The organism is Rivularia sp. PCC 7116, assembly GCF_000316665.1.
In the GTDB taxonomy this organism is placed as follows: domain Bacteria; phylum Cyanobacteriota; class Cyanobacteriia; order Cyanobacteriales; family Nostocaceae; genus Rivularia.
Window position 1 is genome coordinate 2,903,638 of sequence record NC_019678.1, and the last position, 23,616, is coordinate 2,927,253.

Annotated in this window: 16 protein-coding genes; 13 read left to right on the forward strand and 3 right to left on the reverse strand. The window is 38.7% G+C overall.

The features are described 5' to 3' along the window. Window positions 1–151 precede the first annotated feature (151 nt). From RIV7116_RS11335 to RIV7116_RS11350, 4 genes are all read left to right on the forward strand, one after another. Window positions 152–757, forward strand: a complete 606-nt coding sequence (locus RIV7116_RS11335; RefSeq protein ID WP_015118435.1) for a YdcF family protein — start codon at window positions 152–154, stop codon at window positions 755–757. Between the two features lie 62 nt (window positions 758–819). Then, window positions 820–1,572: a Uma2 family endonuclease gene (locus RIV7116_RS11340; RefSeq protein ID WP_015118436.1), complete on the forward strand. Its 753-nt coding sequence runs from the start codon at window positions 820–822 to the stop codon at window positions 1,570–1,572. Window positions 1,573–1,795: 223 nt separating this feature from the next. Next, the gene (locus RIV7116_RS11345) at window positions 1,796–3,268 is read left to right on the forward strand and encodes a TldD/PmbA family protein (protein WP_015118437.1); all 1,473 of its coding nucleotides are present in this window, start codon (window positions 1,796–1,798) and stop codon (window positions 3,266–3,268) included. 305 nt (window positions 3,269–3,573) lie between these two features. Then, window positions 3,574–4,917, forward strand: a complete 1,344-nt coding sequence (locus RIV7116_RS11350) for a TldD/PmbA family protein (protein WP_015118438.1) — start codon at window positions 3,574–3,576, stop codon at window positions 4,915–4,917. 313 nt (window positions 4,918–5,230) lie between these two features. Here the strand turns inward: RIV7116_RS11350 and RIV7116_RS11355 are convergent, their stop codons facing one another. Continuing rightward, window positions 5,231–5,686 (reverse strand): pentapeptide repeat-containing protein, encoded by a 456-nt coding sequence (locus tag RIV7116_RS11355; RefSeq protein ID WP_015118439.1) that lies wholly within the window; start codon window positions 5,684–5,686, stop codon window positions 5,231–5,233. 1,251 nt (window positions 5,687–6,937) lie between these two features. Between RIV7116_RS11355 and RIV7116_RS11360 the strand changes: the two genes are divergently transcribed. From RIV7116_RS11360 to RIV7116_RS11375, 4 genes are all read left to right on the forward strand, one after another. Continuing rightward, window positions 6,938–7,996 (forward strand): permease, encoded by a 1,059-nt coding sequence (locus tag RIV7116_RS11360; protein ID WP_015118440.1) that lies wholly within the window; start codon window positions 6,938–6,940, stop codon window positions 7,994–7,996. Between the two features lie 155 nt (window positions 7,997–8,151). Further along, entirely contained in the window at window positions 8,152–8,928 is a 777-nt protein-coding gene (locus tag RIV7116_RS11365; RefSeq protein WP_015118441.1) for a TIGR03943 family protein, read from the forward strand. A gap of 138 nt (window positions 8,929–9,066) precedes the next feature. Continuing rightward, complete coding sequence (locus RIV7116_RS11370; protein ID WP_015118442.1) at window positions 9,067–10,572, forward strand: hypothetical protein; 1,506 nt, start codon at window positions 9,067–9,069, stop codon at window positions 10,570–10,572. A gap of 436 nt (window positions 10,573–11,008) precedes the next feature. After that, a complete protein-coding gene (locus RIV7116_RS11375) occupies window positions 11,009–12,754 on the forward strand; it encodes a hypothetical protein (protein WP_015118443.1) in 1,746 nt (581 codons plus the stop codon). Between the two features lie 122 nt (window positions 12,755–12,876). On the opposite strand, the gene RIV7116_RS11380 is transcribed toward RIV7116_RS11375, so the two are convergent. Next, window positions 12,877–14,970, reverse strand: coding sequence for a flavin-dependent dehydrogenase (locus RIV7116_RS11380; protein WP_044290889.1), 2,094 nt, complete (start codon window positions 14,968–14,970; stop codon window positions 12,877–12,879). 159 nt (window positions 14,971–15,129) lie between these two features. On the opposite strand from RIV7116_RS11380, the gene RIV7116_RS11385 reads away from it, so the two are divergent. Next, a complete protein-coding gene (locus RIV7116_RS11385) occupies window positions 15,130–15,360 on the forward strand; it encodes a hypothetical protein (protein WP_015118446.1) in 231 nt (76 codons plus the stop codon). 144 nt (window positions 15,361–15,504) lie between these two features. Here the strand turns inward: RIV7116_RS11385 and cimA are convergent, their stop codons facing one another. After that, entirely contained in the window at window positions 15,505–17,112 is a 1,608-nt protein-coding gene (cimA, locus tag RIV7116_RS11390) for a citramalate synthase (RefSeq protein ID WP_015118447.1), read from the reverse strand. A gap of 418 nt (window positions 17,113–17,530) precedes the next feature. On the opposite strand from cimA, the gene RIV7116_RS36410 reads away from it, so the two are divergent. The 4 genes from RIV7116_RS36410 (at window position 17,531) to RIV7116_RS11410 (ending at window position 23,075) form a co-directional block, all read left to right on the forward strand. Next, window positions 17,531–17,920, forward strand: a complete 390-nt coding sequence (locus RIV7116_RS36410) for a hypothetical protein (protein ID WP_015118448.1) — start codon at window positions 17,531–17,533, stop codon at window positions 17,918–17,920. Between the two features lie 233 nt (window positions 17,921–18,153). After that, window positions 18,154–20,160: a glycine oxidase ThiO gene (gene thiO, locus RIV7116_RS37480; protein WP_015118449.1), complete on the forward strand. Its 2,007-nt coding sequence runs from the start codon at window positions 18,154–18,156 to the stop codon at window positions 20,158–20,160. 230 nt (window positions 20,161–20,390) lie between these two features. Then, window positions 20,391–20,570 carry a photosystem II assembly protein Psb34 gene (psb34, locus tag RIV7116_RS11405; RefSeq protein WP_015118450.1) on the forward strand — a complete coding sequence of 60 codons (180 nt, stop codon included), beginning with the start codon at window positions 20,391–20,393 and terminating at the stop codon, window positions 20,568–20,570. A gap of 261 nt (window positions 20,571–20,831) precedes the next feature. Beyond that, window positions 20,832–23,075: a tetratricopeptide repeat protein gene (locus tag RIV7116_RS11410; protein WP_015118451.1), complete on the forward strand. Its 2,244-nt coding sequence runs from the start codon at window positions 20,832–20,834 to the stop codon at window positions 23,073–23,075. The last annotated feature ends 541 nt before the right edge of the window (window positions 23,076–23,616 follow it).

A 23,616-nucleotide genomic window follows, 5' to 3' on the forward strand; every position in this document is an offset into this window, starting at 1 on the left:
GTCTAAATTGCCTTTCACCGATATAAAATCATATTATAGAGACCGGGTTCACTTCAACGAAACTGGCAATCAAGCTATAGCTGAATTACTATCAAAAAAGCTTTGCACTAATGCCGAATTAAAACTTTGTTCCAAAAATTAATTTTAATTAATGAAATGGCTTTCTAATTTCATATTTAAATACCGATTTATTGGCTTAGCAGCATTTCTCCTAATTCTGCTAGCAACAATCCCCATAAAATTAGCCATTGCATCCTATCAAGCACCACAACCCCAAGCTATTTTTATGCTTGGTGGTGGTTCAGATCGAGAAAAATTTACTGCCAAATTTGCTCAAAATCATCCGTCTTTAAATATTTGGGTTTCTAGCGGTAGTTCCTGCGATAAAGCAAACAAGATTTTTCGCAAAGCGGGTATTCCTGAAGAACGAGTAAACCTTGACTACCGTGCTGTAGATACAGTCACTAATTTTACTTCTTTAGTAAAAGACTTTGAAAAACTTAATCTAAAACATTTATATATAGTAACTTCTGATTTTCATCTGCCCAGAGCAAAGGCGATCGCCACAATTGTTCTTGGCAGCCACGGTATCACATTTACTGGTGTTTCTGTTCCTTCGCAGCAATCGGAAGAATCACTTTTACATATTTCTCGCGATATATTTCGTTCTATATTTTGGATTATTACAGGTCGCACCGGCGCAAGCCTTAATCCCGATCTTCCTTCCCGTAATGGTAGAAGATGCGACAACCAATAACTGGTAACTGCTAACTGTTAATATCCGCTACCATCAAGTAAGACGGTTATGTCATAGCACGTATGTACCAAACAGACCCGCCAATTCCTCCAAAAGAAAGTCTTCCTACAATGTACGATCTACCTAGTGAAGACCCAGAGGAACTGGGAAGGCCAGATGAATTTCATATTTATCAGCCGCAATTGTTGGAGGAAACTTTCCGTCCGCAAACTTATGGTGCCGATCAAGTTTTTGTTGCTAGCGATTTAAATCTTTACTATGATTCCCGCAATCCTTTATGGTATAAACGTCCCGATTGGTTTGCAGTAGTCGGAAATTCTAGGTTTTATCAACGGAGAGATTTGCGCTTAAGTTATGTCATTTGGCAAGAAGGGATAAATCCTTTTGTTGCGGTAGAATTGATTTCTCCCGGAACTGAGAAAGAAGATTTAGGTCAAAGTTTACGTATAGTAGAAGAAAACCAACCACCAACTAAATGGCAAGTTTACGAACAAATTTTAAGAGTTCCTTATTACATTGTATTTGACCGATATACAGATAATTTACGAGCATTTGTTCTTCAAGCTGATTCTTATACAGAATTAAACTTAGTAGAACCCCGTATTTGGATGCCAAGATTAGAAATAGGTTTGGGACTTTGGCAAGGTAATTATAAAGGCATCGAACGGTTGTGGTTGCGCTGGTATGAAGATAACGGTAATTGGATACCAACTCCAACAGAACAAGAAAGTCAACGAGCCGAGCAAGAACGCCAAAGAGCCGAGCGTTTGGCTGCAAAACTGCGAGAATTAGGGGTTAACCCCGATGAACTGTAGAGACGCGATTATTGCTTGTTGATATCGCTTATCTACAACTATGTGAGAAATTGTATATTATATTTTTGGTCATCCGCTGTATCTTTGTTGGTTCTCAACATCAACAAGGCAATATATATTAGCTAAGATGATACACAGCCCCGTTAGAGGTTTGTTGTATTTTCTCATAATAAGAACTGCAATAACTAACTAAAAATAACGCCCCTCCACAAAAAGGTAACTCATGCAAACAAGTACTCTGCTTCTTTCCAAACAACTTCCCAATCTGCAATACTCTTCTACACAAGAGCAGTTTGATGAAACTTGGGCAGCACCTTTGTCTACTCTCTTGGGTTTAGGACGTGCTGCGGGCGCTGACTTTCTGGAATTCTTTTTAGAGCGCGTAAATTATATTAGTTGCTTAGCAGAAGAGGACACTATTACCAGCATTACCCCCCGTCTTTCTACTGGTGCGGGAGTTAGGGTATTTCGCGGTAAAGCTGATTGCTATGTTAGTACAAATGACATTTCTTTTAATGGTTTGAAGGCGGCTTTGGAAAAAGCTTTGGCGATTGTGGGATTGCAATTACCCGCCCCAAATGCTTTTATCCCCGAAATTAACCTAGAACTATTTAGAGACTACGCATCAAAGAGAGGCAAAATTGCATGGTTACCTTTATGTACTACCATGCGAGAAATGGGAGAAGTGTTGCTTGACAGTACTAATCAGCTAAAGCAAAAAGCTAGTCATATTCAATCCCGTCGTGCTTCTTATTTCCGCGATTGGCAAGAAGTTTTAGTTGCTGCGAGCGATGGAACTTTTGCCCGCGATATCCGTTTAACTCAATCGGTAGCGTTAAGTTTGTTGTGTGCTGATGGCGCGCATCGCAGTTCTATAGCCGAGCGTGGTGGCAACACTAGCGACCCCAATTTTCTCAAAACTTGGGATTTCCAACAAGCAGCAGAGAAAGTCAGCGAATCTGCCGGAAAAATGCTTTACGCTGACTATGTAGAATCGGGTAATTATCCGATTATTATGGCGAATCACTTTGGTGGAGTAATTTTTCACGAAGCTTGCGGACACTTACTGGAAACGACTCAAATTGAACGTAATACGACTCCTTTTGCAGATAAAAAAGGCGAAAAAATTGCTCATGAAGCTTTAACAGCTTGGGATGAAGGGCGTACCGATAATGCTTTTGGCACCATTGATATGGATGATGAAGGTATGCCAGCCCAAAGAACTTTATTAATTGAAAAAGGCATTCTTAAGAATTTCTTGGCAGATAGAACTGGTTCGGTACGTACCGGACATCCGAGAACAGGTAGCGGAAGAAGACAGAATTTCACTTATGCTGCGGCTAGTCGGATGCGAAATACTTATATTGCTACCGGCGAGCATTCTATAGATGATTTGTTTGCCTCTATTGATAAAGGTATTTACTGTAAGAAAATGGGTGGTGGTAGCGTCGGTGCTACTGGTGAATTTAATTTCGGCGTAGAGGAAGCCTATTTGATTGAAAACGGTAAAATGACTAAACCTTTAAAAGGAGCTATTCTTATAGGCGAAGCTCAGGAAATTATGAATAAAATTTCCATGTGTTCGAGCGATTTATCTTTAGCTCCGGGTTTCTGTGGCTCTGTTAGTGGTAGCATTTATACTACCGTAGGGCAACCACACATCAAAGTTGATTCGATTACCGTTGGCGGACGCTAAAGGAATCCGATCATTTTAGATTTTAAGGACACTGCGGTTTTGGGGGTTTTCACTATTGGCAGGTGTCCGGGATTTTGGATTGTCCTTATAGATAATTAACATTGGGTAAGGCATAAGCTTTACCCAATAAAAATAGTTACTAAAATAAGCCGTTTCTATAAAGCCAATCCAACATCGTAGATTCAAAATATAGGGTTAACTATTGCCAATTCTATAATTCCCTAATTTCTAAAAATCAATCTACAATCAAACCAGATTCTTATAGTTTACCTACCTAATATTGAAATCTTTTTATCTAGAAAATTATGCCTAACATCCAAGAAATTGCAGCTTCTGCGAAAGAAAGTGCCGATAAAATTGGCATCAAAAAGTTTGATATTTATGGCTCGGCAGTAGATTCAACTAGCGTTCAAGTCGATCAAGGCGAGCCAAAACAAGTGAAAGCAACTAATCTTTCTGGTGTCACCGTGCGAGTTTGGAATCAAGATAATACAATGGGTGTCACCAGTACTACAGATATCGATCCCAAAGGATTAGAATTGGCTTTAAAAACTGCATTTGAGGCTAGTTCATTTGGTGTCAAAGAAAATGTACCCGATTTTAGTCCCGAAGCTAAAGCACCAATAAATAACGGTAAATCTCACGAGCAGGCAAATCAGGCACCCGTTTCATCTTTAATAGATAGTTTGTTAGCAGCAGAAAAAGAAGTGCTTGCGTCTCATGAAGCGATTAAAGGAGTACCCTATAATTCTTTATCGCAAAGAGAAATTGATAGATTTTATCTTAATAGCGATGGTGCAATGAGAGCTGAATCTCATTCTTTAGCTTCAGTTTTTCTTTACAGTAAAACTGAAGAAGAAGGAAGAAAACCTCGCAGTGCAGGTGCCTTTAGAATCAGTCATGGTATGGATGATTTAGATATCAATGGCTGTATTAAGGAAACTGCTGAAAAAACTATCAGCCATTTAAATTATCGAAAAATTCCTACTGGTAAATACATGGTTGTGTTTTCCCCAGATGCTTTTTTGAGCCTGTTGGGTGCTTTTTCTAATTTGTTCAACGCTCAAAGTATTCTTGATAAACAAAGTTTATCTACTCCTGATGATTTAGGTAAGGAGATTGCTTCTCCGTTGCTGTCGCTGTACGATGATGCACTTCATTCAGCAAATATTGGTGCAGAGACATTTGATGGAGAAGGAACTCCCACTCGTAAAATATCGCTAATTGAAAACGGAGTTTTGAAGAATTTTCTTCACAGTGCGGGTACTGCGAAACGAATGAATGCTCAACCTACAGGAAATGCAAATATCGGCGCAAAAGTTACCGTTAGCCCTAATTTCTATCACGTTTTTGCGAGTAAAGCGCCAGAGCAAGAATTCAGTTTAGAAACTGCAGAAAATGTAGTTTTAGTGGATGATTTACAGGCACTGCACGCAGGAGTTAGGGCTTTACAAGGTTCATTCTCTTTACCATTTGATGGTTGGTTGATGAATAAAGGAGAAAAAACCAGTATTGATTCAGCAACTATAGCTGGAGATTTTTGCGAACTTCTTAAATCAATTGTGTATGTGGAGAAGGAAGAAGAATTAACTCCCGGAGGAGTTTGCCCTCGTATTTGGGTTGAAGGTTTATCAATTACTGGGGAATAATTGAGTATACCCTAGGGTTAATTTTCTTCAAGGAGTTTGAGAGGGTGTTTATAAAATAAATTTAAAGTAGGGTGTGTTACGGCTTTTGGGATTCGATAGCAAAAAGAACAGGTGAGAATTTGCCGTAACGCACCAAAAACCCCTAGTAAGTAGCACAGATACGATATAAATAACCATTGATTCTTATTAATAATGCTAGAAAAAATATAAAATTCTTCTATTTAATAGCAAAACAGGTAGAATTAATCAGCGTTTGACTGCTTACTTAATTCCACCCAAATATAATTTATTTTATTAGTAATAATTAAAAGCTTTATTCTTGCTCTTCCAGATATTGACCACCAACGCCTATAGAGGTATTAAATACGTCTGCACCAGTTAAATTCGCACCTACCAATGTTGCATCTTCTAATTGAGCGCTATATAGCTGAGAATCACTCAAATTAGCATTTGTCAAGTCAGCTTTATTTAGAGTTGTGCTATTAATGAAAGCACCTTCTAAATTTGCACCTCTTAAATTCGCACCAGTTAAATCGGCTCCTTCTAAATTTGCTTCTTCAAGATCTGCACCTCTTAAATCGGCGTTTCTTAAATCAACACCAATTAAATGAGCGCCTCTTAAATTAGCACCTCTTAAATTACAGCCATAACATTCTCTCGTTAGATTTAACTGCAATACCTGTCTGGATACAGGTTTTTCAGCTTGAGCGGTACCTCCTACAAACATAGTAGTTAGTACTGCTGCCGCTGCTATCAGTTTAGTTTTCATACTTTAATTCCTCCACCATAAAGCAAATCTTGCTAATTTATTTATTAAAGATAAGATTTTATACTTTGCCTTTTAGAGACAAACATGCAAATTATCTTAATTATCAAGAATTGCAAAATCTTCTGTTCAATCGACTATTTATATAATTGCTTAAATTGAATGTAATGTCTTCATCCTAACGATTGAAAATGAAAATATATAGGAATATATTTGCATTCAATAAATAATATAAATATCTTTTATTCGTATTCCGAAGAGAGAGCGTCGGGATAAATTAGCCAAAAACGATCCATATTTCGGCGTTGCACAATTGAAATATGAAGGGGGTTTTTCTTGTATTTACTAGCCCCCTAAATCCCCCAATGATGGGGGGAATTGAAATGATTTTTCTCCCCCATAATTTGAGGTTAGGGGCAAATCGTACTTTTAATCAGCAACGCCCATATTTCTGTTGTAATTATACTTTTGTGCTGATTATTGGCATATTTGTCATTTATATTTTTTTGTAGCCCAAAACTCTATCGCAAGGTATAACCAGAATGGCATCATTGATTTTAGATCCCAGACTACACTTCGATAAGCGAATACAATGCTTTTATGAAAGAATAACTTATAGAACGATTAGCACGAACAATGAATAACATCCGGTAAAGTAAGCAACTCAGGCTTTATGAAAATGCTTCAAAGATGACATCATATAAAGTTAAATTACTGTAAGTATAGAAATAGATTGATAACAATCGTCTACATTAGAACTTAAACTATTAAGTTGGAGCCGTTCGTATCAAAAATACAATCTAATAATGCATAATGCAATCAAACTATATTTCCTCTGCTTGAAGTGTAAATAAAGCTTGGTATACAAAGTCTAAAGTCTAAGATTTACGGCTAAAAAACCGATACCATACTATAAAATTTTCTGATTTATTCTGGGTCAATAAATACCAACTATGTAGATAACAGTTTTATTAGCTTTAATTACAAACGACAATCATGCCTATGGTAGAGGGTTCAAATTTTACTCATCAACTTCAAACGCTATTCAACGCTTGTCAAAGAAAAAACTGAGTCTATTTTCGTAGTAATGGTGCTTAACAATTCGGTTAAAGTTATACGAAACTGTAGGAAAACTATCTTTATAGTTGTATAGTTTACTCTACATACGTGCGTATATTCCTGATTTCGCTAAAATAACGAAGCATATCCTTAATTATCAACACGGGCTAGAACAACGTCTACAAAAAGATACTTATGAATCAACTCAGCAATGGTTTTACCATATTCCTTAGTTTGTTAGTGGAAGCAATTCCTTTTCTGTTGCTAGGAGTTTTATTCTCCAGTATGCTGCTGTTTTTCGTTGATGAGCGGGCATTGGTAGAGAAAGTACCCAAGAATCCATTAGTAGCAGCATTAGCAGGTAGTTTATTGGGCTTCTTGTTTCCGGTGTGCGAGTGCGGTAATGTCCCAGTGGCACGGCGATTTATCATGCAAGGAGCACCTACTTCTTTTGCCATTGGTTTTTTGCTTGCAGCCCCAACTATTAATCCAATTGTAATTTGGGCAACATGGACTGCATTTCGCGAACAGCCAGAAATAGTAGTATTAAGAGTATTGTTTTCTTTAGTAATCGCTACAATTATTGGTTACGTATTTAGCTTTCAAAAAGATTTGAGTCCTATTGTTCAGCCTACACTTGCTCGTTATTTAAAATTTAATCAACCACAAAAAACCCATACAAAAGAAGCTTTGGGGAGTTCTAGCTTAGACAAGCAAGCAGTACCTAGCATGTTAAAACCTGGTACTTATTTACTAGGTGGGAAACTTGGGGGACAAGCCGTGCGAATGGAAGCTGTTGGAGCAATGCAAACAGATGTGCCTGCTTATAGTCCAAGTAAGCCCTTCTTTGACAAAATGCAGCTTGCTATAGACAATACCATACAAGAATTACGGGAGTTAGGAGCCGTACTTGTTTTAGGAAGTGCGATCGCGGCTGCAATTCAAGTCTTAGCACCTCGCGAATTAATTCTCAGTTTGGGTATAGGACCAATTATTTCCATACTCACAATGCTGGTACTTGCGACTGTTGTATCTATTTGTTCGACGGTTGACTCTTTCTTTGCTTTATCTTTTGCTTCTACTTTCACCAGCGGTTCTTTATTAGCCTTTTTAGTATTCGGGCCTATGATTGACCTCAAAGGTATCGGCTTAATGCTATCAATATTTAAACCAAAAGCAGTAATTTATCTTTTCCTATTAGCTGCACAATTAACTTTTCTATTTTGTTTAATACTGAATCTACATTTTCTTTAAAAGATGAAGTTTAAATATCAAATATGTACTACATCGAATTAATGAGTCATTTGTAATTGTATCGATGAGATGAAATCAGTCCGTATCCGCGTTGATTATTTTCGCTTTATTGAATTTTGCTGTCTCTGCTTCCTCACACCTATAATCAATAAGCAATGAGTTCTAAAACAAAACGTCCATCAAAAAGATTACAAAAATTACTGCCTTGGTTGGATTTTCTCGCAATCACAGCATGGGGATTTCTATTATTAAAATATTGGCTTTCACAAGAGCTATATTTACTTATTCACCCGAATTACTTTGCACTAGTTGTTATTGCTGGCATCGTATTAATAGCTATTGGCATAGCGAAAGCAATACAGCTTGTCAGGCAACGTAAAGCCCCTCCAGAAGTTCAGCATTTAAACTTAATACCTCCTCGTTTCGGCAGCCTTTTGTTAGTCTTTGTGGCAATTTTAGGTTTCGCTATCGCGCCCCAAGTTTTTGCTAGTGACAAAGCAATACAAAGAGGAATTGCAGATTTAGGTCAAGTAAATTCTCGTCTCCAGCCTCAGTCTTTTCGCACTTCCGTTCGTCCCGAAGAACGCTCCTTGGTAGACTGGACGAGGACTTTAAGTGTTTATCCCGAACCCGATGCATATACGGGACAAAAGGCAAAAGTCAAGGGATTTGTTATTTACCCACCAGATTTAGGGGATGAGTATTTCTTTTTAGCACGGTTTGTACTTACATGTTGTGCCGCAGATGCTTACCCAGTCGGTTTACCAGTCAAATTAAAAAACGGTCAAACAAGAGAATTATTTAAGAAAGATAGTTGGCTCGAAGTTGAAGGGGAAATGGCAACAGAAATTCTTTCGGGAAAACGTCGATTAACAATTCTCTCAAATTCTATAAAAAAAGTTTCTCAACCTAAAAATCCTTATAGTTATTAGATAGTAGTTAGCAAATAGTAGTGAAAAATAGTAACTAAAAAAACTGACAAATTTACCTCTCCCTTCAAACAATTAACGACTTAAGGTAGTAAAAATTAATCACTAACAACTAACAACTAATTACTAACAAGTAATAGCATGACAACAAACAAAAGTTTAATTCAACCCTTAGATAGAGCCGCTGTAATAGTTCTACTAATATTAACCCTGTTGATTGGCTTGATAATATTGCAGGGTGATGCCGTAAAACCAAGTGTCCGCGATTTTAGTTGGGAAAATGCAAAAATTGGAGCTGACGATATCAATTTCAGCCTCAGATTTAGCCGCCCGATGGATATTGAAAGTGTAGAAAATAATTTAAAAATTGAACCACCTTTAGCTGGAAAAATCAGTTGGTCGGGCAAAAGAATGGTTTATACACTTTTAACTCCAGCACCTTACGGAGAGAAATATACACTAGAATTGCAAGACGCTAAAGACCAATTTTCTGTTGCTAAAGGTACGAATAAAGTTATCGAACCTTTTAAAGGTAGCTTTTTCTCCCGCGATAGGGTTATTGTTTATTTGGGAACTGAAATAAAAGACAGAGGAAGATTAGTTCTCTACAATTTAACTAAGCAGAAGAAAAGAATATTAACTCCTAAAGACTTAGTAGTCTTAGATTTTGAAGCATTTCCTCAAGGAGATAAAATTTTATTTTCTGCTCATGCTGCTAATAGTCAAGATAGTTTATCTGCTCAATTATATACAGTTACAACAGGTATTGCTGGAGAGATAGGAAAAAAAGCAAAACCAGCAGGAAAGCTAGATTTAATTTTGGACAGTAAAGAATACCAAATTCTTAAGTTTGACTTATCCCCTGATGGAAAAACTATCGTTTTGCAAAGAGCGCATCAAAATAATCCCAGCGATTTTGGGCTATGGTTTCTAACATTTGACGATCGAGGTAAAGAAGGCAAACTCCAACCCATTAACAACGAACAACCGGCAGGAGACTTTCTCATAACTCCTGACAGTAAAGCCGTAGCAGTTGCACAAGGGAAAGGAACGGCTATATTACCGATACAAACAGATGCTAGTAAACCCCTAGATTTTCTACCCCAATTCGGCGTGCTGCAAGCTTTTTCTAAAGATGGCTCTCAAGCAGTTTTAGTTAAATTCAATACCGATTACACTAGAGATTTATTTTTAGTTACTAACCAAGGCACTCAAAAGCAATTAATCAAAACTACAGGTTCAATCTTAAAGTGTGAATTCGATCCAGCTTCACCTACTCTTTACTGTCTGCTAACCCAGTTATTACCTGGAGAAGAATATCAAGAGCAGCCATACTTGGTATCAATTAATGTTAAAACTGGACAGCAGAAACCAATATTGGTATTACCTCCAGATAAACGAGACTTGCAGATGAGTCTATCCCCCGATGGTTTGGGATTATTATTCGATCAAATAGTATCTGAGACAGATATTTCCAATGTAGTTAGAGCAAACCCGTTAAAAACCAATGACGGGCAGGAAATTAGCACGAGCAGTCTATGGTTAATGCCTTTATTACCTGCTAGCGATAACGATGCCAATATCAACGCAGAGCTAAAGCCTGAGAAACTTCCATTAGTCGGTTTTTATCCCCGTTGGCTTCCTTGAGCAATTACCAGCAAGCAAAGGATGGTGATGGAGTGATGAAAGTTATTCGCTTATCTCCTCACCTCCTACCTGTTTTTACCTCGCAATTCTGAATTGGTAGTGTACTAGTTAAATTATTACTTGCTTATATAGGGGAGTAATTTGCTACATTAGAATACAATGTCGAAATTACTTGAAGTAGTTGTAAAGAATAGTGAATTGTTCAAAAATCACTGTTTGCTGACAATTGTTTCAAAAAGTATTGAGTTTGTTAACAATTATCAAATTCAATTTTTGCGGTGTAGGTGGCACAGACACTAACAAAGCCGATAAGAATTCATTTATATCGGTGAAAGTGTGTCTTGCCTAAACTGGGAGATTTTGTTAAGACAGCATCAATAATGAAGAAATATACCGTTGTGTCTGCTTTAAAATTGAAGCTGGTGGGTGAAGAGTGATGCATGAAGCCCAAAACCCATATAATGGGGCTAATATTAAAAATTTAAATTCTGTTGATTCTCCACAGCCGTCTGAAAGGACGACTAATCCTTTTTACTCCATATTAGCTGGCGAACGTAAAGTAAAAGAATTACTATTGTTAGCTCCAGGGGCTGAGGAACCCCTGTCAAATCAAACTGTGGATTGCTCGGAGGAAGAGGATGCCACAGAATACATTGATACAGAAGCCGAAGTCATTATTGATTCTCAGTCGAATCAGCCACCTCAATTCGATGAAGAAGACGAGGAAGTCGCCGATTTTGACAATTCTTTAAAGGATGACTGGGTTGCAGAACCAAATATTCAGCAGCAAGCCATAATTAATACGGAATTTGAAAAACTGCTGAGATTGAATGAAGAATTACGTTCTGCAAATGATAAGCTGTACGAGCAAGCAGAGCAATTGACTACTGCTCTAAGCGATTCAGAAGCAGCTTTGCAAAGGCAGTACAAACGTTCGACTGTTGCAGAATCGATGTTGAAACAGCAAACCCAGGAGTTAAATGCTGCTCAGGCACAGATACAGTTTTTGTTTGAACAGTTAGAAAACTCCCAACAAAATTTGCAACGTCAAGAAGGTTTAGCAGAATCATATAAAGTACATCTGGAAGCAAACCAACAACGTTTGGCTCAATTAGAACGTGAATGCGCTTTAATTCAAAATAAGTACAGCGAACAAACTTGGCTTTTATCACAATCAGAAAATGCTTGCCGAGAGTTACGCACCAGACTCAAGCGCCAGCAACGCCAAACTTTACAATTTAAAGCTGCCTTAGAAAAGAGTTTGGAAACTTCGATTCCTGGTTACGAGGAAGTTGATGATAGTGATAGCAACTTCCTAGGTATAAGAAATAATTCATCGTTAAATAAATCTAAGGAAAGTCAAGCTATAAGTAGTATGCAGTCGATTAAACCTTGGTCGGCTAATGAGGAGTATAATTACAGCAAAAATGACCTGTGGGAACAAGAAATAGTAAGCTCGGGAACAAATGGCGGCGATAGTTCAATTCACGAAGAATCTTCGACTTGGGAGTTTACAGCTAACCCCAATATCACATCCGTCGAAAATACGAATGACACTGCAAATGAAGGTTTGGTTAGTGATGACTTAGCTAATGATGATTCATTTACGGATTCAACAAATATAAATCAAGTTGTTCGATCCTCCGATTCAGCAAGGGAAGAGTCAAATTTAAATCAATTAGATCAAGAAGTTGCTCCTTCAGATTCATCAGAATTAGAGGATCAGCTTGATAGCGTGATCCAAACATTTTTTGCTTCTCAAACCGAATCTGTGGCTCCAGAGCCTGCTAAACAGGAAGATGTGCAAGCGGATGAAGAAATTACTCCGACTTGGACAACTATTATCGAACCTCGCGGACAAAATGATGGTAATGATAATAATGTCGTGAATGCCGACTATTGGGAAAATTCTTCTACTGATAACGAACCGCTAGTAAGCTTCACATCATCGATAGATGACATTAGTAACGACGAAACCCAAGATTATTGGGAAGAAGTTTCGCATTTTCCAGCTTTTGACTTATCTGAAAATGCTCCACCTTTTGATATTGTCAGCGATACAGAAAACGAGCATAATTCTCCCTCACCAATAATTTATCCTAAACGTCCACCTAAAGGGCGAAAATCTCTTGCATCTGTAGAATTACCAAAATTTCCCCAGAAGAAAGATGATAACCAGTAATATCGTCTCTGTGGAGCTTGGTAATAGGTAATAGGTAATACAAATTGGGAATCAAAGGAGACAAGGAGGTAAGGGGTTAAGAAAATTAATTTTCTACCCATTACTCCATCACCCCATGATTCCTAACTTCTAACTTCTAACTGGTAACTCTTAACCGGTAGCTTGCCACTGTCAACCGCTTTACCGGCGCTTAATGCATAATTCATTGCCAAAAGTCGCAGCCATAATGCTGGAAAGCGAGATTCTAACTTTGGCTGCATCTGGGGGATAATTTTCCCAAACAATTTACCAAATACAGCGCTGACTATGGTGTGGCGAGTAAAATCGATATAGTTACCAACCCATCTTAATAAATCTTTAGCACCCGCAAGTTGCCAAATCCATAGTAGTAAGGCGGGATTTTTCTTAGCTGCTTTTAATGCCAGTCGGTTAAAAGTTGATAAATCGAATCTATCCTTAATAAAATTATCCGCAACTTCTAAAGGCTCATCTGCTAATAACCCAAAGAAGTTATTAAGCATGGCGTTTATACGTTCGGGTGGTATAAATTTTCCTGTAGGAACCATCATACCTTTGGAAAACATCCAAGTTACGGCAATATTATTTTGGAAAGCCCGGATTTGGTTTAAATCTTTGGCTGAAAGTAAATCGTGCTTGAGGGCAGTGTCTAGAAGTTGTGTTAATCTTTCTAAATTCCGCACTAAGGAACCAAAGCCCGTAAATACCAGTGGAGACTGGAGCGATGCCGCATCACCAATCGCTATTAAACGATTCAAAGCCACAGTGCGATCGCGACTTCCGACGCTGAAATGTCCGGGTATATAACCGAACGTAGGTTTTTTCCAGACTAGCTTATCCATATCGCAGCGGCGATATTCTGGCAAAATGGCGAAAAAGTCTTCGTACATCTCCAGTAAAGAGCCGGGATTCTCTGGGTTTACTTGGTGATAGTGAAATAAGTAAATTGTTAATTCTTCGTCTTCACCTGGAAATAATTCCCAAATTAACTGCCTCCCCCGCGAAATATCTCCATGACTGTTAAGAACATCACCATATTTTGAATCCCAAACTTCAGGCTCAAATCCGCTTTCGACAACTGCTCCCACCGTCGGACATACGCTGTCAAAAGCCCGTTTTTGGTTGAGTTGCCATGCAATCGGTGATGCCGTTCCCATTGCATCTACTAGCAATCTTCCGCTAACTTGCTTACTTGTTTGCGATGGTAATTCCTTAACTGTAAGAATAACTTGATATGTATCAATATCAGCTTTGACAAACTCTGTTTCATCCCAGATATCACCACCTGCGGCTCGCAGTTTTTCACCACACAAGGTAAGTAGTTTCTCGGAATCTAAAGCTATATTTAAAACCGTTGGCGTATGTAGAATTGGAGCTTTAAGCTTATTGGGAATATAGGCATCAAAAAACTTATTGAATCCATCTTTATACTCTCGGGCAATAATTGATTCTACTTCAGCAGAAGTCAGTAAACCCAGATTTACCAAACTTTGAATTTCTAAACGGGAAATATTCCACTCCCGATTCATTTTTCCAAAAGGCAAGCGTTCTATCAATAGCACCTTATAGCCAAGTCGCGCCATCACCGCCGCATGAATGACTCCTAATGCGCCACCGATGTAGATTAAGTCGTAAATCTTTTCAATAGAAGCAGATTCTTCAGCTTCCCCTTCTGCCACACTTCCTTCGCGAGAAAACAAAACCTGTCGCGGCTCCTGGGGATTCCTTACACCTTCACGCCAACGTTGTTCCCACCAATAAGCACGGTTTAGATCGTATTCCCCATTAGGCATTTTCTGGAAATACTTAACCGTAAGAGGATAATAAGGAGCTAAAGCTTCAAATATTGATTTTTTGGACAAATCAATAGTTGGTGGTTCGGGATAATGATGGGGAAAGCGATCGCGTATCTTATGGGTTAAATTTCGTACAATTTGTGTCTCCAGGGGAAACTTATCGCCCCACCGAAACACCTTTAAATATGTTGTTCGCTGTACATTCCAAACGAATACGGATAATTCATTTGGTAACTTTTCCGTAACATCGACAACAGCGGCTGTAGTATCAAGCGACTTCAAACGAATGCCATCAGACGTTAATAATTTGTCGCAAGTTCCCGGTTGAAATTCGGTTTGCAACCAGTTTCTTACTACTGCTGTGTCACACGTTGGGATTTCTAAATAAAGAATTTCTTTCATTTTTGGTTGCAAATTCCCCAAAATCTACTCATTAAGACAGATTTAAGAAAGTCGTAAATCACGGTAAACTCCGCCCTATCAGTTGAATAAATATTCTGTAAAGAAAGTTTAAGAGTTCGCAAGTTTTTTTGTTCCTTTAATTATTCACACACACACGCCATGAATTATCCCATCCCAGACAACCCTCAAGAAATTTTTGCTATGAAACAGCAACCGGTTGATGAGGAATTGGTAGCTGTAGCAATAGCAGGGGTGATAAAATTCGTCCGTTCTCAAGGTCAATCATTAGAAGAATTAACAAATCAAGTTTTAGCTGAAGATGCTGTACTTGACAAGCAACAACGTCGTTGGCTTAGTCAAGTCGTAGCGTCAGCTTGGGACAATATTTAAATGATTGGGTTTGGGGAATTGGGAATTGGGAATTGGGAATTGGTAATTGGTAATTGGTAATTGGTAATTGAGAATAAAGTAGAATTTTCAATGCATTACTCACTACCTACTACCCATTACCCACTACCTATTACCCATTAGCCATTACCTAATTTCAGCATTCAACTGCGAGTGCAAAAGTAAACCGTATTCCAATCCTTCAACCACTGCTTGATAAGAGGCTTCTAATATATTGTTGGAAACTCCTACCGTTGTCCAGCGCTGAATACCATTTCCTAATTCTACGATGGCGCGGGTAGTGGCTGATGTTCCAGTGTTTCCGTTAATAATCCTGACTTTATAATCTGTCAGTTCAAATGTCTGGATTTGGGGGTAGAATTTTACCAATCCCTTGCGTAAAGCTGCATCTAATGCTGCAACTGGCCCGTTTCCTTCTGCTGCTTCCCAAATGTCTTCGTTATTGACAGCGACTTTAACTGTTGCCAGGGCTTTGGTTGTTTCCAAGGCTTTTCCTAAATCGCAGTGAATTTGAAAGCCTTTAACTTGGAAAAATGCAGGACGAGTTTGTAAAGCTTCGCGCATCAGTAATTCAAAACTAGCTTCTGCCGCTTCAAACTGATACCCCTGACTTTCTAGTTCTTTAAGACGCTGTAATATTTGCCACGTTGCTGGATGATTTTTATCAAGTTCAATTCCAAATCCACGGGCTTTGATTAAAACGTTGCTGACTCCAGCTTGCTCAGAAATAACTATACGGCGACAATTGCCAATTTTTTCTGGTTCGATGTGTTCGTAAGTTAGAGGATTTTTTTGTACTGCTGAAACGTGAATCCCTCCTTTATGAGCAAAAGCCGAACGTCCCACAAAAGGAGCATGTTCGTCGGGAGCAAGATTAACAACTTCACTAACAAACCGACTAGCTTGGGTAAGTTGAGATAGCTGGTTGGAATCAATGCAGTTGTAACCCAACTTTAATTGTAAATTCGGAATTAAGGAACAAAGATTGGCATTACCGCAACGTTCGCCATAACCATTAATTGTACCTTGTACCATCTGCACTCCCGCCATTACTCCAGAAACAGCATTAGCAACAGCCATATCTGAATCATTATGAGTATGAATTCCTAATTGAATATTTTTAGGACAGTTTTCAATTACATCGGTAACAATTTGGGAAACTTCATGGGGTAAAGTGCCGCCATTTGTATCGCAGAGTACTAGCCATTCCGCACCAGCAGCGATCGCTGCTTTTAGAGTTTGTAGAGCATAATCGGGATTGTTCTTATACCCGTCAAACCAATGCTCTGCATCGTATATAACGCGACGACCTTGAGTGCGAAGATACTCGATAGTATCGCGAATCATTTCCAAATTTTCTGCTAAACTTGTTTTCAGACCTTCGGTAACGTGTAAATCCCAGGACTTACCAAAAATAGTTACCCACAAAGTACTGCTGGCAAGAATAGCTTGCAGCATTGGTTCGGAACTTGCTGATTTGTTTGGTCGTCGAGTCGAGCAAAAGGGAACAATTTGTGCTTGTTTAAGTGGTTGTTCTCGCAATTGCCAAAAAAGCTGTACGTCTTTCGGGTTAGCTCCAGGCCATCCACCTTCGATGAAAGGAATTCCCAGTTCATCTAATCTCCTTGCGATACGTAATTTATCTTCCAGCGAAACTGATAAGCCTTCACGCTGAGTTCCGTCTCGTAGCGTGGTGTCGTAGATCCAAAGTTGGTGTGAGGAATTTACGGTCATAATTGTAGAGAGTAAAGCAATAACTACGAAAGCAATGTGTCAATATACAACAATAAAAAACCGGTTTGGTAACCTAGGATGCCTGTTTTTTTAGCTCAACCTAAGACAATAATTTGTATGCAAACCTGATCTCGCAGTTTGTAAGTTAAAACTTAATTTTTTAGACATGCTGCTCTTATGGCATTGACCTTTATAACAGCAGTGAATAAAGTAATTAACAATTAACTGTTATTAGTAATAGCAAGTTCACAGGCTGCAATAGCTGCACAGTTCAAATCCAAGGTTGCTAAAACGAACTATTTTACTGGCTGAAAAGTTTTTGACATAAGTCAAAGGCTATATTGTTCGGCTTCGCAAAATTGGCAGTTTATAAAGTAAGAAAAAATACCCCAAAAGTTGATTAGGAGATAGAACACAAATGGGTAGATGGACACCTTTAATTTTGATGGCTGGAGGCTTGGCAATTTTGCTAGGTACATTATTGGGCATCAATTTTCCTATGGATGGACGCAACGCAGAAGCTCCCGCTAAAAGAAGAGAATCGCAAGTGCTTCCAGCTAATATTAATGTTAATAGTACTGCCACTGGCGCTAATGGTTCTGCTGGTGGCTCGTCTTCTGGACAAAGTGGTCAACAAGGCAGCGTCGCTCAGAATAACAACAACTCTAGAACAATCCAGAGTGCGCCTACAACAACCGCTCAAGGCAATAGATCTACAACTGATTCGACTTCTACAGCACAACCCTTGGGCAGTAACAGTCGAAGAACAACATCTGGCAACAAGGCACCAATTCGTGCCTTATGGTAGAAAATGCCAGTTAGCAGTTATCAGTCATCAGAGGTTGTTGGTAAAGCAAACATTAAGACCATTCCTGGGGGTTTGTGCTTGAGGGAATATTGAACTATTTCATACTTTTTCTATCAAAAACCCAGTTTAGACCATATCACTAAGAGCTTAAGATTTGCTTTACAAATAGTCTATAAGTTACTAGTTATTTGTTACTAGTTAATAATAACTAAAGACTAATAACCGGCTGACTAATGACTAGTGACATTTTAATTATTGGTGGCGGTGTTATCGGCTTAGCAACAGCCATTGAACTGAAACTACGCGGTGCAAAAGTCACCGCGATAAGCCGAAATAGAAAAGCAGCAGCAGCAACAGCCGCAGCTGGAATGCTAGCACCTTCTGCCGAACGCATTGCCGATACAGCTATGCTGCAATTGTGCAATCGTTCTTTATATTTATATCCAGATTGGACGAGAAAATTAGAAGAAATTACAGGTTTAGATACTGGTTATTGGGCTTGTGGTATTTTAGCTCCAGTTTATGAGGGACAAGGAGAAAAGTTTGATAATTCTTCCCACTCTCCCCACTCTTCAGCAGAATGGTTAGACAAACAAACAATTCATCAATACCAACCAGGTTTAAGCGAAGAAGTAATCGGTGGTTGGTGGTACCCAGAAGATGCTCAGGTTGATAATCGCGCTTTATTTCAAACTCTTTTAAATGCTGCCCAAAATCTTGGTGTTGAAATTCAAGAAGGAATTACGGTAAAAGGAATTATTCAACAGCAAGGAGAGGTTAAAGGTTTACAAACTAATGCTGGCAGGCTTTGCGCTTCAAAATACGTGCTAGCAACGGGGGCTTGGTGTAATGAATTATTACCTTTACCCTTGCGTCCTGTCAAAGGTCAAATGTTGAGTATCAAAGTACCATTTTCGACTCAAGAATTACCTTTGAGTAGGGTACTGTATGGAGAAAATATTTATATCGTACCCAGACGCGACGGAAGAATTATAATTGGCGCTACTTGCGAAGATGTTGGTTTTACTCCCGGAAATACACCTATAGGCATTCAAAGTTTATTGCAAGCAGCTATCAGACTATATCCGCAACTGCAAAATTATCCCATCGAAGAATTGTGGTGGGGATTTCGTCCGACTACTCCCGACGAATTACCGATTCTTGGCAATAGCTGGTGTAAAAACTTAATATTTGCTACCGGTCATCATCGAAATGGTATTCTGCTAGCACCGATAACCGCGAAATTAATTGCCGATATAGTTTTAGAAGAAAAATCTGATTCAATATTCGCTAACTTTGATTATTCACGCTTCCATAATTCAACGTCTAAATCTACCGCTATGCCGACTTCTTCCGTGAATTTTTCCAACGGTAATATCTCTTCACAATCTTTACAAACCAACCAGGTAGTTAAGTCACCAAATGAAGATTTAATTCAAGATGCAATTCAAGATTCCAAGCTAATTATAGCTGGTAAAGAATTTACATCGCGCTTGATGACTGGTACGGGTAAGTATAAAAATATTGTCGAAATGCAGCAGAGCGTAGACAAGAGCGAATGTCAAATAGTTACAGTTGCAGTACGCAGAGTTCAAACCAACGCTCCCGGACATGAAGGTTTAGCAGAAGCATTAGACTGGAACAAAATTTGGATGCTGCCTAACACCGCAGGGTGTAAAACGGCAGATGAAGCAATTCGCGTTGCTCGTTTGGGAAGAGAAATGGCGAAAATTCTCGGACAAGAAGATAATAACTTTGTCAAATTAGAAGTAATTCCCGATGCAAAATATTTACTTCCCGATCCAATAGGCACCCTACAAGCCGCAGAACAATTGGTAAAAGAAGGTTTCGCGGTACTTCCTTATATAAATGCCGATCCAATGTTAGCCAAACGTTTAGAAGAAGTCGGTTGTGCAACAGTAATGCCTTTAGCAGCACCAATTGGTTCCGGGCAGGGATTGCAGACTACTGCCAATATAAAGATTATTATCGAAAACGCCAACATTCCAGTAGTAGTAGACGCTGGTATTGGTGCGCCATCCGAAGCCGCCCAAGCAATGGAAATGGGAGCAGACGCTTTGCTGATTAACAGCGCGATCGCCCTGGCAAACAATCCGCCAGCAATGGCAAGAGCCATGAACATGGCAGCAGTAGCCGGACGTTTGGCATACCTAGCCGGAAGGATGCCCATGAAGGATTATGCCAGTCCTTCCTCTCCATTGACAGGAACGGTTAATTAGGTAGTGGGTAGTGGGTAATAGGTAATAGGTAATAGGTAATAAAGGAAGAGCATTGATTGAAAATTTGACGATTTTAATTACCAATTCCCAATGCCCCATGCCCCATGCCCAATGCCCCATGCCCCATGCCCAATTCCCAATTCCCCATATCCACTTCTATATCTTTAGGAAGAGAGCGCTTACACCGTTCATGTAAAATAATACGAAGAGAATAACAAGGATTTTAAATTATGCCCTATACCACAGAAGAAGGCGGTCGTTTAAACAATTTCGCTCGCGAACCAAAGGTTTACAAGGCTGAGCCTCCTAATAAAAAGCAACAAATTACTTATATTGTGCTGGGAGTTGCTGCTGCTGCATTGCTTGGCGGCGTATTTTTTGTTGCCTTCTCAGTGTCTAATGCTGCTTAACAAAAGATAAAAATAAAAAATTATTTACTTTTGGTATAACAGGTTCCATTTTTTTAGGGAGCCTGGTTTTTTATTTGTTAGAATGCATCAGTTGCAAAGTATAAAATAAAACTTTTTTGCTCCGTAAAACCTGAAAGAGCGGATTTTTCCTGAACAATGCAATAAATACTTGAAAACCGTAGTCATAGTCACAACTAAGGTTGCTGCTTATATATGCCCATTTTTGGGAAGTAAACTGCATTTGGCTGATGATGAGCCGCTATGAGCTTAAAGGACACTGTAAACTCGAATAATTCTGGCTGGAACCGGCAAGTTTATCACCGCTTGAAACTTGCTTTAGGCTTAAACTTGCGAAGACAAATTTTCATAGCGGTATGTGACGATTTAAACTTGAGAAATCAAGTGGCGGCTCGTTTGCATTCAACTTTGGCATATCCTGTAGGGCAGGTTCTGTATCAGCCAATTGATACCCAATCTGAAGCTAGTACTCCAGCTTATCCACGATTAGTCACTTTAAGGTTGAATTTAAATGACCCAAATCCCATAGCGCAAATTAATCAATGGTTAACAAATTATCCACCACCGATTGTTGGTGGTTCTAAAGATGTACCGGGGAAGGCTTTACCGATTCCATCATTTCAAATGGTGGGTACGGAACAGTTAACTAGACAACCTGTAGCAATACAGCGTTTATTTTTACATTACCTGCGTTTAACAGAGCAGCAACTGTCAAGTCAAACAGACAGCAGATTTTTAGAATCAAGTTTATTATTATGGGTTCCACGTCCGTGGTTGCGTGCAATTCAACAGTCGGCTCCGCAATTTTGGCGTTGTCGAACTGGTTTATTCTTATTTGCTGGGGAACCAACCCCAACAAGTCCAAATAGAAGTACGCCACGACGTTTTTCAGTCCAGAGAAGTTTAGATTTAGACTCTGTGGAAGAACCGCTGATTAACGAAGAATTGGCAACCCCTCCTAGCAATTTCAATTTTGAGGAAGATTTAGATTTTCCACCATCCCAAACATCTCAAACCTCAGAAAATATCTTAGAGCAATCGGTAGAATCTTTTGCAGAAAAAGAAAAAAATCCGCTCTCAGAATTAGAAATATTTACTCCTGGAATGCAGCAGGAGGAACAGGGCGAATCCACCACTACAAATAATTCGAGCAATATTATTCCTTCAGCCTCGGATTTGCCCCATATTAGTAAAGAGTTAACCGAGCTAATACTGACAACTATTAGTACTACGATAGTTGACAATCCAGAGGAAAACTCTCAAGTACAGCAAATCTTGCGAGAGATTGAGGATTTACATTCGCAACAAGCTGACGAAAAAGAAATTGGGGCTGCTTATTATCGATTAGGGAATATATATCGCATCCGCATCGAACAAGGGCAATCGACTTTAGAAAACTTGATGGTGGCAATTCTGGCATATCAGGAATCAATTGCTTATGATGACTCTTCTGCTGTTGTTCCAGATGTATTGAATGATTTAGGTACGCTTTATTGGATGCTGTACCGTACACCACCTAATTCGCAAGAAGGACCATCTTATATTGAGCAAGGTATCGAGTTTTACGAATTAGCATTGAAATTAATTTCACCAGAAAGCCATTCGGAAACTTATGCTAGAGTCCAAAATAACTTAGGTACGGCTTATGGCGATTTAGCTCGTTTCAACAATCCAGACCAAAACTGGCAAAAGGCAGTCACGGCGTATACTGAGGCTCTACGTTTCCGTACTGCCGAAATGGAACCATTAAAGTATGCAGCCTGCCAAAACAACTTAGGTACTGCTTACTGGCATTTAGCGCAATACAATCAACCCGTAATCAATTTAAAGCAGGCAATAGTAGCTTACGACCGTGCAGTAGTTTACTATAATTCCGAGCAAGAACCGTTGAAATACGGCATGATTCAAAACAATATTGGTACAGCTTATTGGAATCTTGCACAATACGATAGAGAAGTAGAATATTTGCAATTAGCAATAAATGCTTACGAAGAAGCCTTAAAATATCGTACACCAGCCAACGTTCCTACAGCTTGTGCTGCAACGCAAAATAATTTAGGTACAGCTTATTGGCATTTAGCAAATCAACCCGATACAGACAAACACGAAAGATTAAACTATTTAAAAATGTCTATTGAGGCTTATGACGAAGCCTTAGCCTTAGCCCATTCCTTAAAAGGTGTATCTTTGAGCTTTGATTTGTTTGCAACTCATAATAACTTAGGTTTAGCCAACTATCAGATAGCAACAGATAAATTTTTCACAGAAGATAAAAAAATTCGTTCCCAGTATTTAGAAAAAGCATTAGATAATCATCTACAAGCCTTAACAGGAATGAACCAAGAATCAGAAACTCATCAAAGCACTATTGGTTATATAGTAAAAACAATTCGCGGCTTCCATGATGAATTAGGAATTCAAGGACAAAATGTAGCTTTATCTAAAGTTCCAGGGCAATTGTTACCGGAGATTTTGCCGAAACTTTAACAGTGAGCAGTTAACAGTGAACAGTGGTAGGTTGGGTTAGACGCACGAAAAATTTAATTGTTAACCAGTTAATTTAAATTGCGTCGTAACCCAACACTTATTGTTTTGATTTCATGGATTATAGTCCTAGGGTACTGTCACGGTACGAACATTTTAAATGTTTAAATTACAATCTATAAAACACCGTGACGCACCATCCTAATTTAGGAATCGGGGAAAGAATATTTAAATAATTAGTTTTTTTAATTTCCGATAAATTATCTAATATGAATTCTTGAATGAAGCGAGTTGCAATGTTCGGGTGTTTAATAGTTATTTTGATTTTAATTATTTCGTTGATTGGTAGGTTGGGTTAGACGCACGAAGAAATTTAATTTTTAACCAGTTAATTTAAATTGCGTAGTAACCCAACACTTATTGTTTTGATTTAATGAATTATAGTCGTAGGGTGCTGTCACGGTACAAACATTTTAAATGTTTAAACTACAATCTATAAAATACCGTGACGCACCATCCTAATATAGGAATCGGGGAAAGAATA

Bases quoted from the DNA above. Each gene is read 5' to 3' on its own strand.
- RIV7116_RS11350 (WP_015118438.1), top strand. From the start codon at position 3,574: ATGCCTAACATCCAAGAAATTGCAGCTTCTGCGAAAGAAAGTGCCGAT.
- thiO (WP_015118449.1), top strand. From the start codon at position 18,154: ATGACTAGTGACATTTTAATTATTGGTGGCGGTGTTATCGGCTTAGCA.
- RIV7116_RS11360 (WP_015118440.1), top strand. From the start codon at position 6,938: ATGAATCAACTCAGCAATGGTTTTACCATATTCCTTAGTTTGTTAGTG.
- RIV7116_RS11380 (WP_044290889.1), bottom strand. From the start codon at position 14,970: ATGAAAGAAATTCTTTATTTAGAAATCCCAACGTGTGACACAGCAGTA.
- RIV7116_RS11335 (WP_015118435.1), top strand. From the start codon at position 152: ATGAAATGGCTTTCTAATTTCATATTTAAATACCGATTTATTGGCTTA.
- RIV7116_RS11345 (WP_015118437.1), top strand. From the start codon at position 1,796: ATGCAAACAAGTACTCTGCTTCTTTCCAAACAACTTCCCAATCTGCAA.
- RIV7116_RS11365 (WP_015118441.1), top strand. From the start codon at position 8,152: ATGAGTTCTAAAACAAAACGTCCATCAAAAAGATTACAAAAATTACTG.
- RIV7116_RS11355 (WP_015118439.1), bottom strand. From the start codon at position 5,686: ATGAAAACTAAACTGATAGCAGCGGCAGCAGTACTAACTACTATGTTT.
- psb34 (WP_015118450.1), top strand. From the start codon at position 20,391: ATGCCCTATACCACAGAAGAAGGCGGTCGTTTAAACAATTTCGCTCGC.
- RIV7116_RS11370 (WP_015118442.1), top strand. From the start codon at position 9,067: ATGACAACAAACAAAAGTTTAATTCAACCCTTAGATAGAGCCGCTGTA.
- RIV7116_RS11340 (WP_015118436.1), top strand. From the start codon at position 820: ATGTACCAAACAGACCCGCCAATTCCTCCAAAAGAAAGTCTTCCTACA.
- RIV7116_RS11375 (WP_015118443.1), top strand. From the start codon at position 11,009: ATGCATGAAGCCCAAAACCCATATAATGGGGCTAATATTAAAAATTTA.
- RIV7116_RS36410 (WP_015118448.1), top strand. From the start codon at position 17,531: ATGGGTAGATGGACACCTTTAATTTTGATGGCTGGAGGCTTGGCAATT.
- cimA (WP_015118447.1), bottom strand. From the start codon at position 17,112: ATGACCGTAAATTCCTCACACCAACTTTGGATCTACGACACCACGCTA.
- RIV7116_RS11410 (WP_015118451.1), top strand. From the start codon at position 20,832: ATGAGCTTAAAGGACACTGTAAACTCGAATAATTCTGGCTGGAACCGG.
- RIV7116_RS11385 (WP_015118446.1), top strand. From the start codon at position 15,130: ATGAATTATCCCATCCCAGACAACCCTCAAGAAATTTTTGCTATGAAA.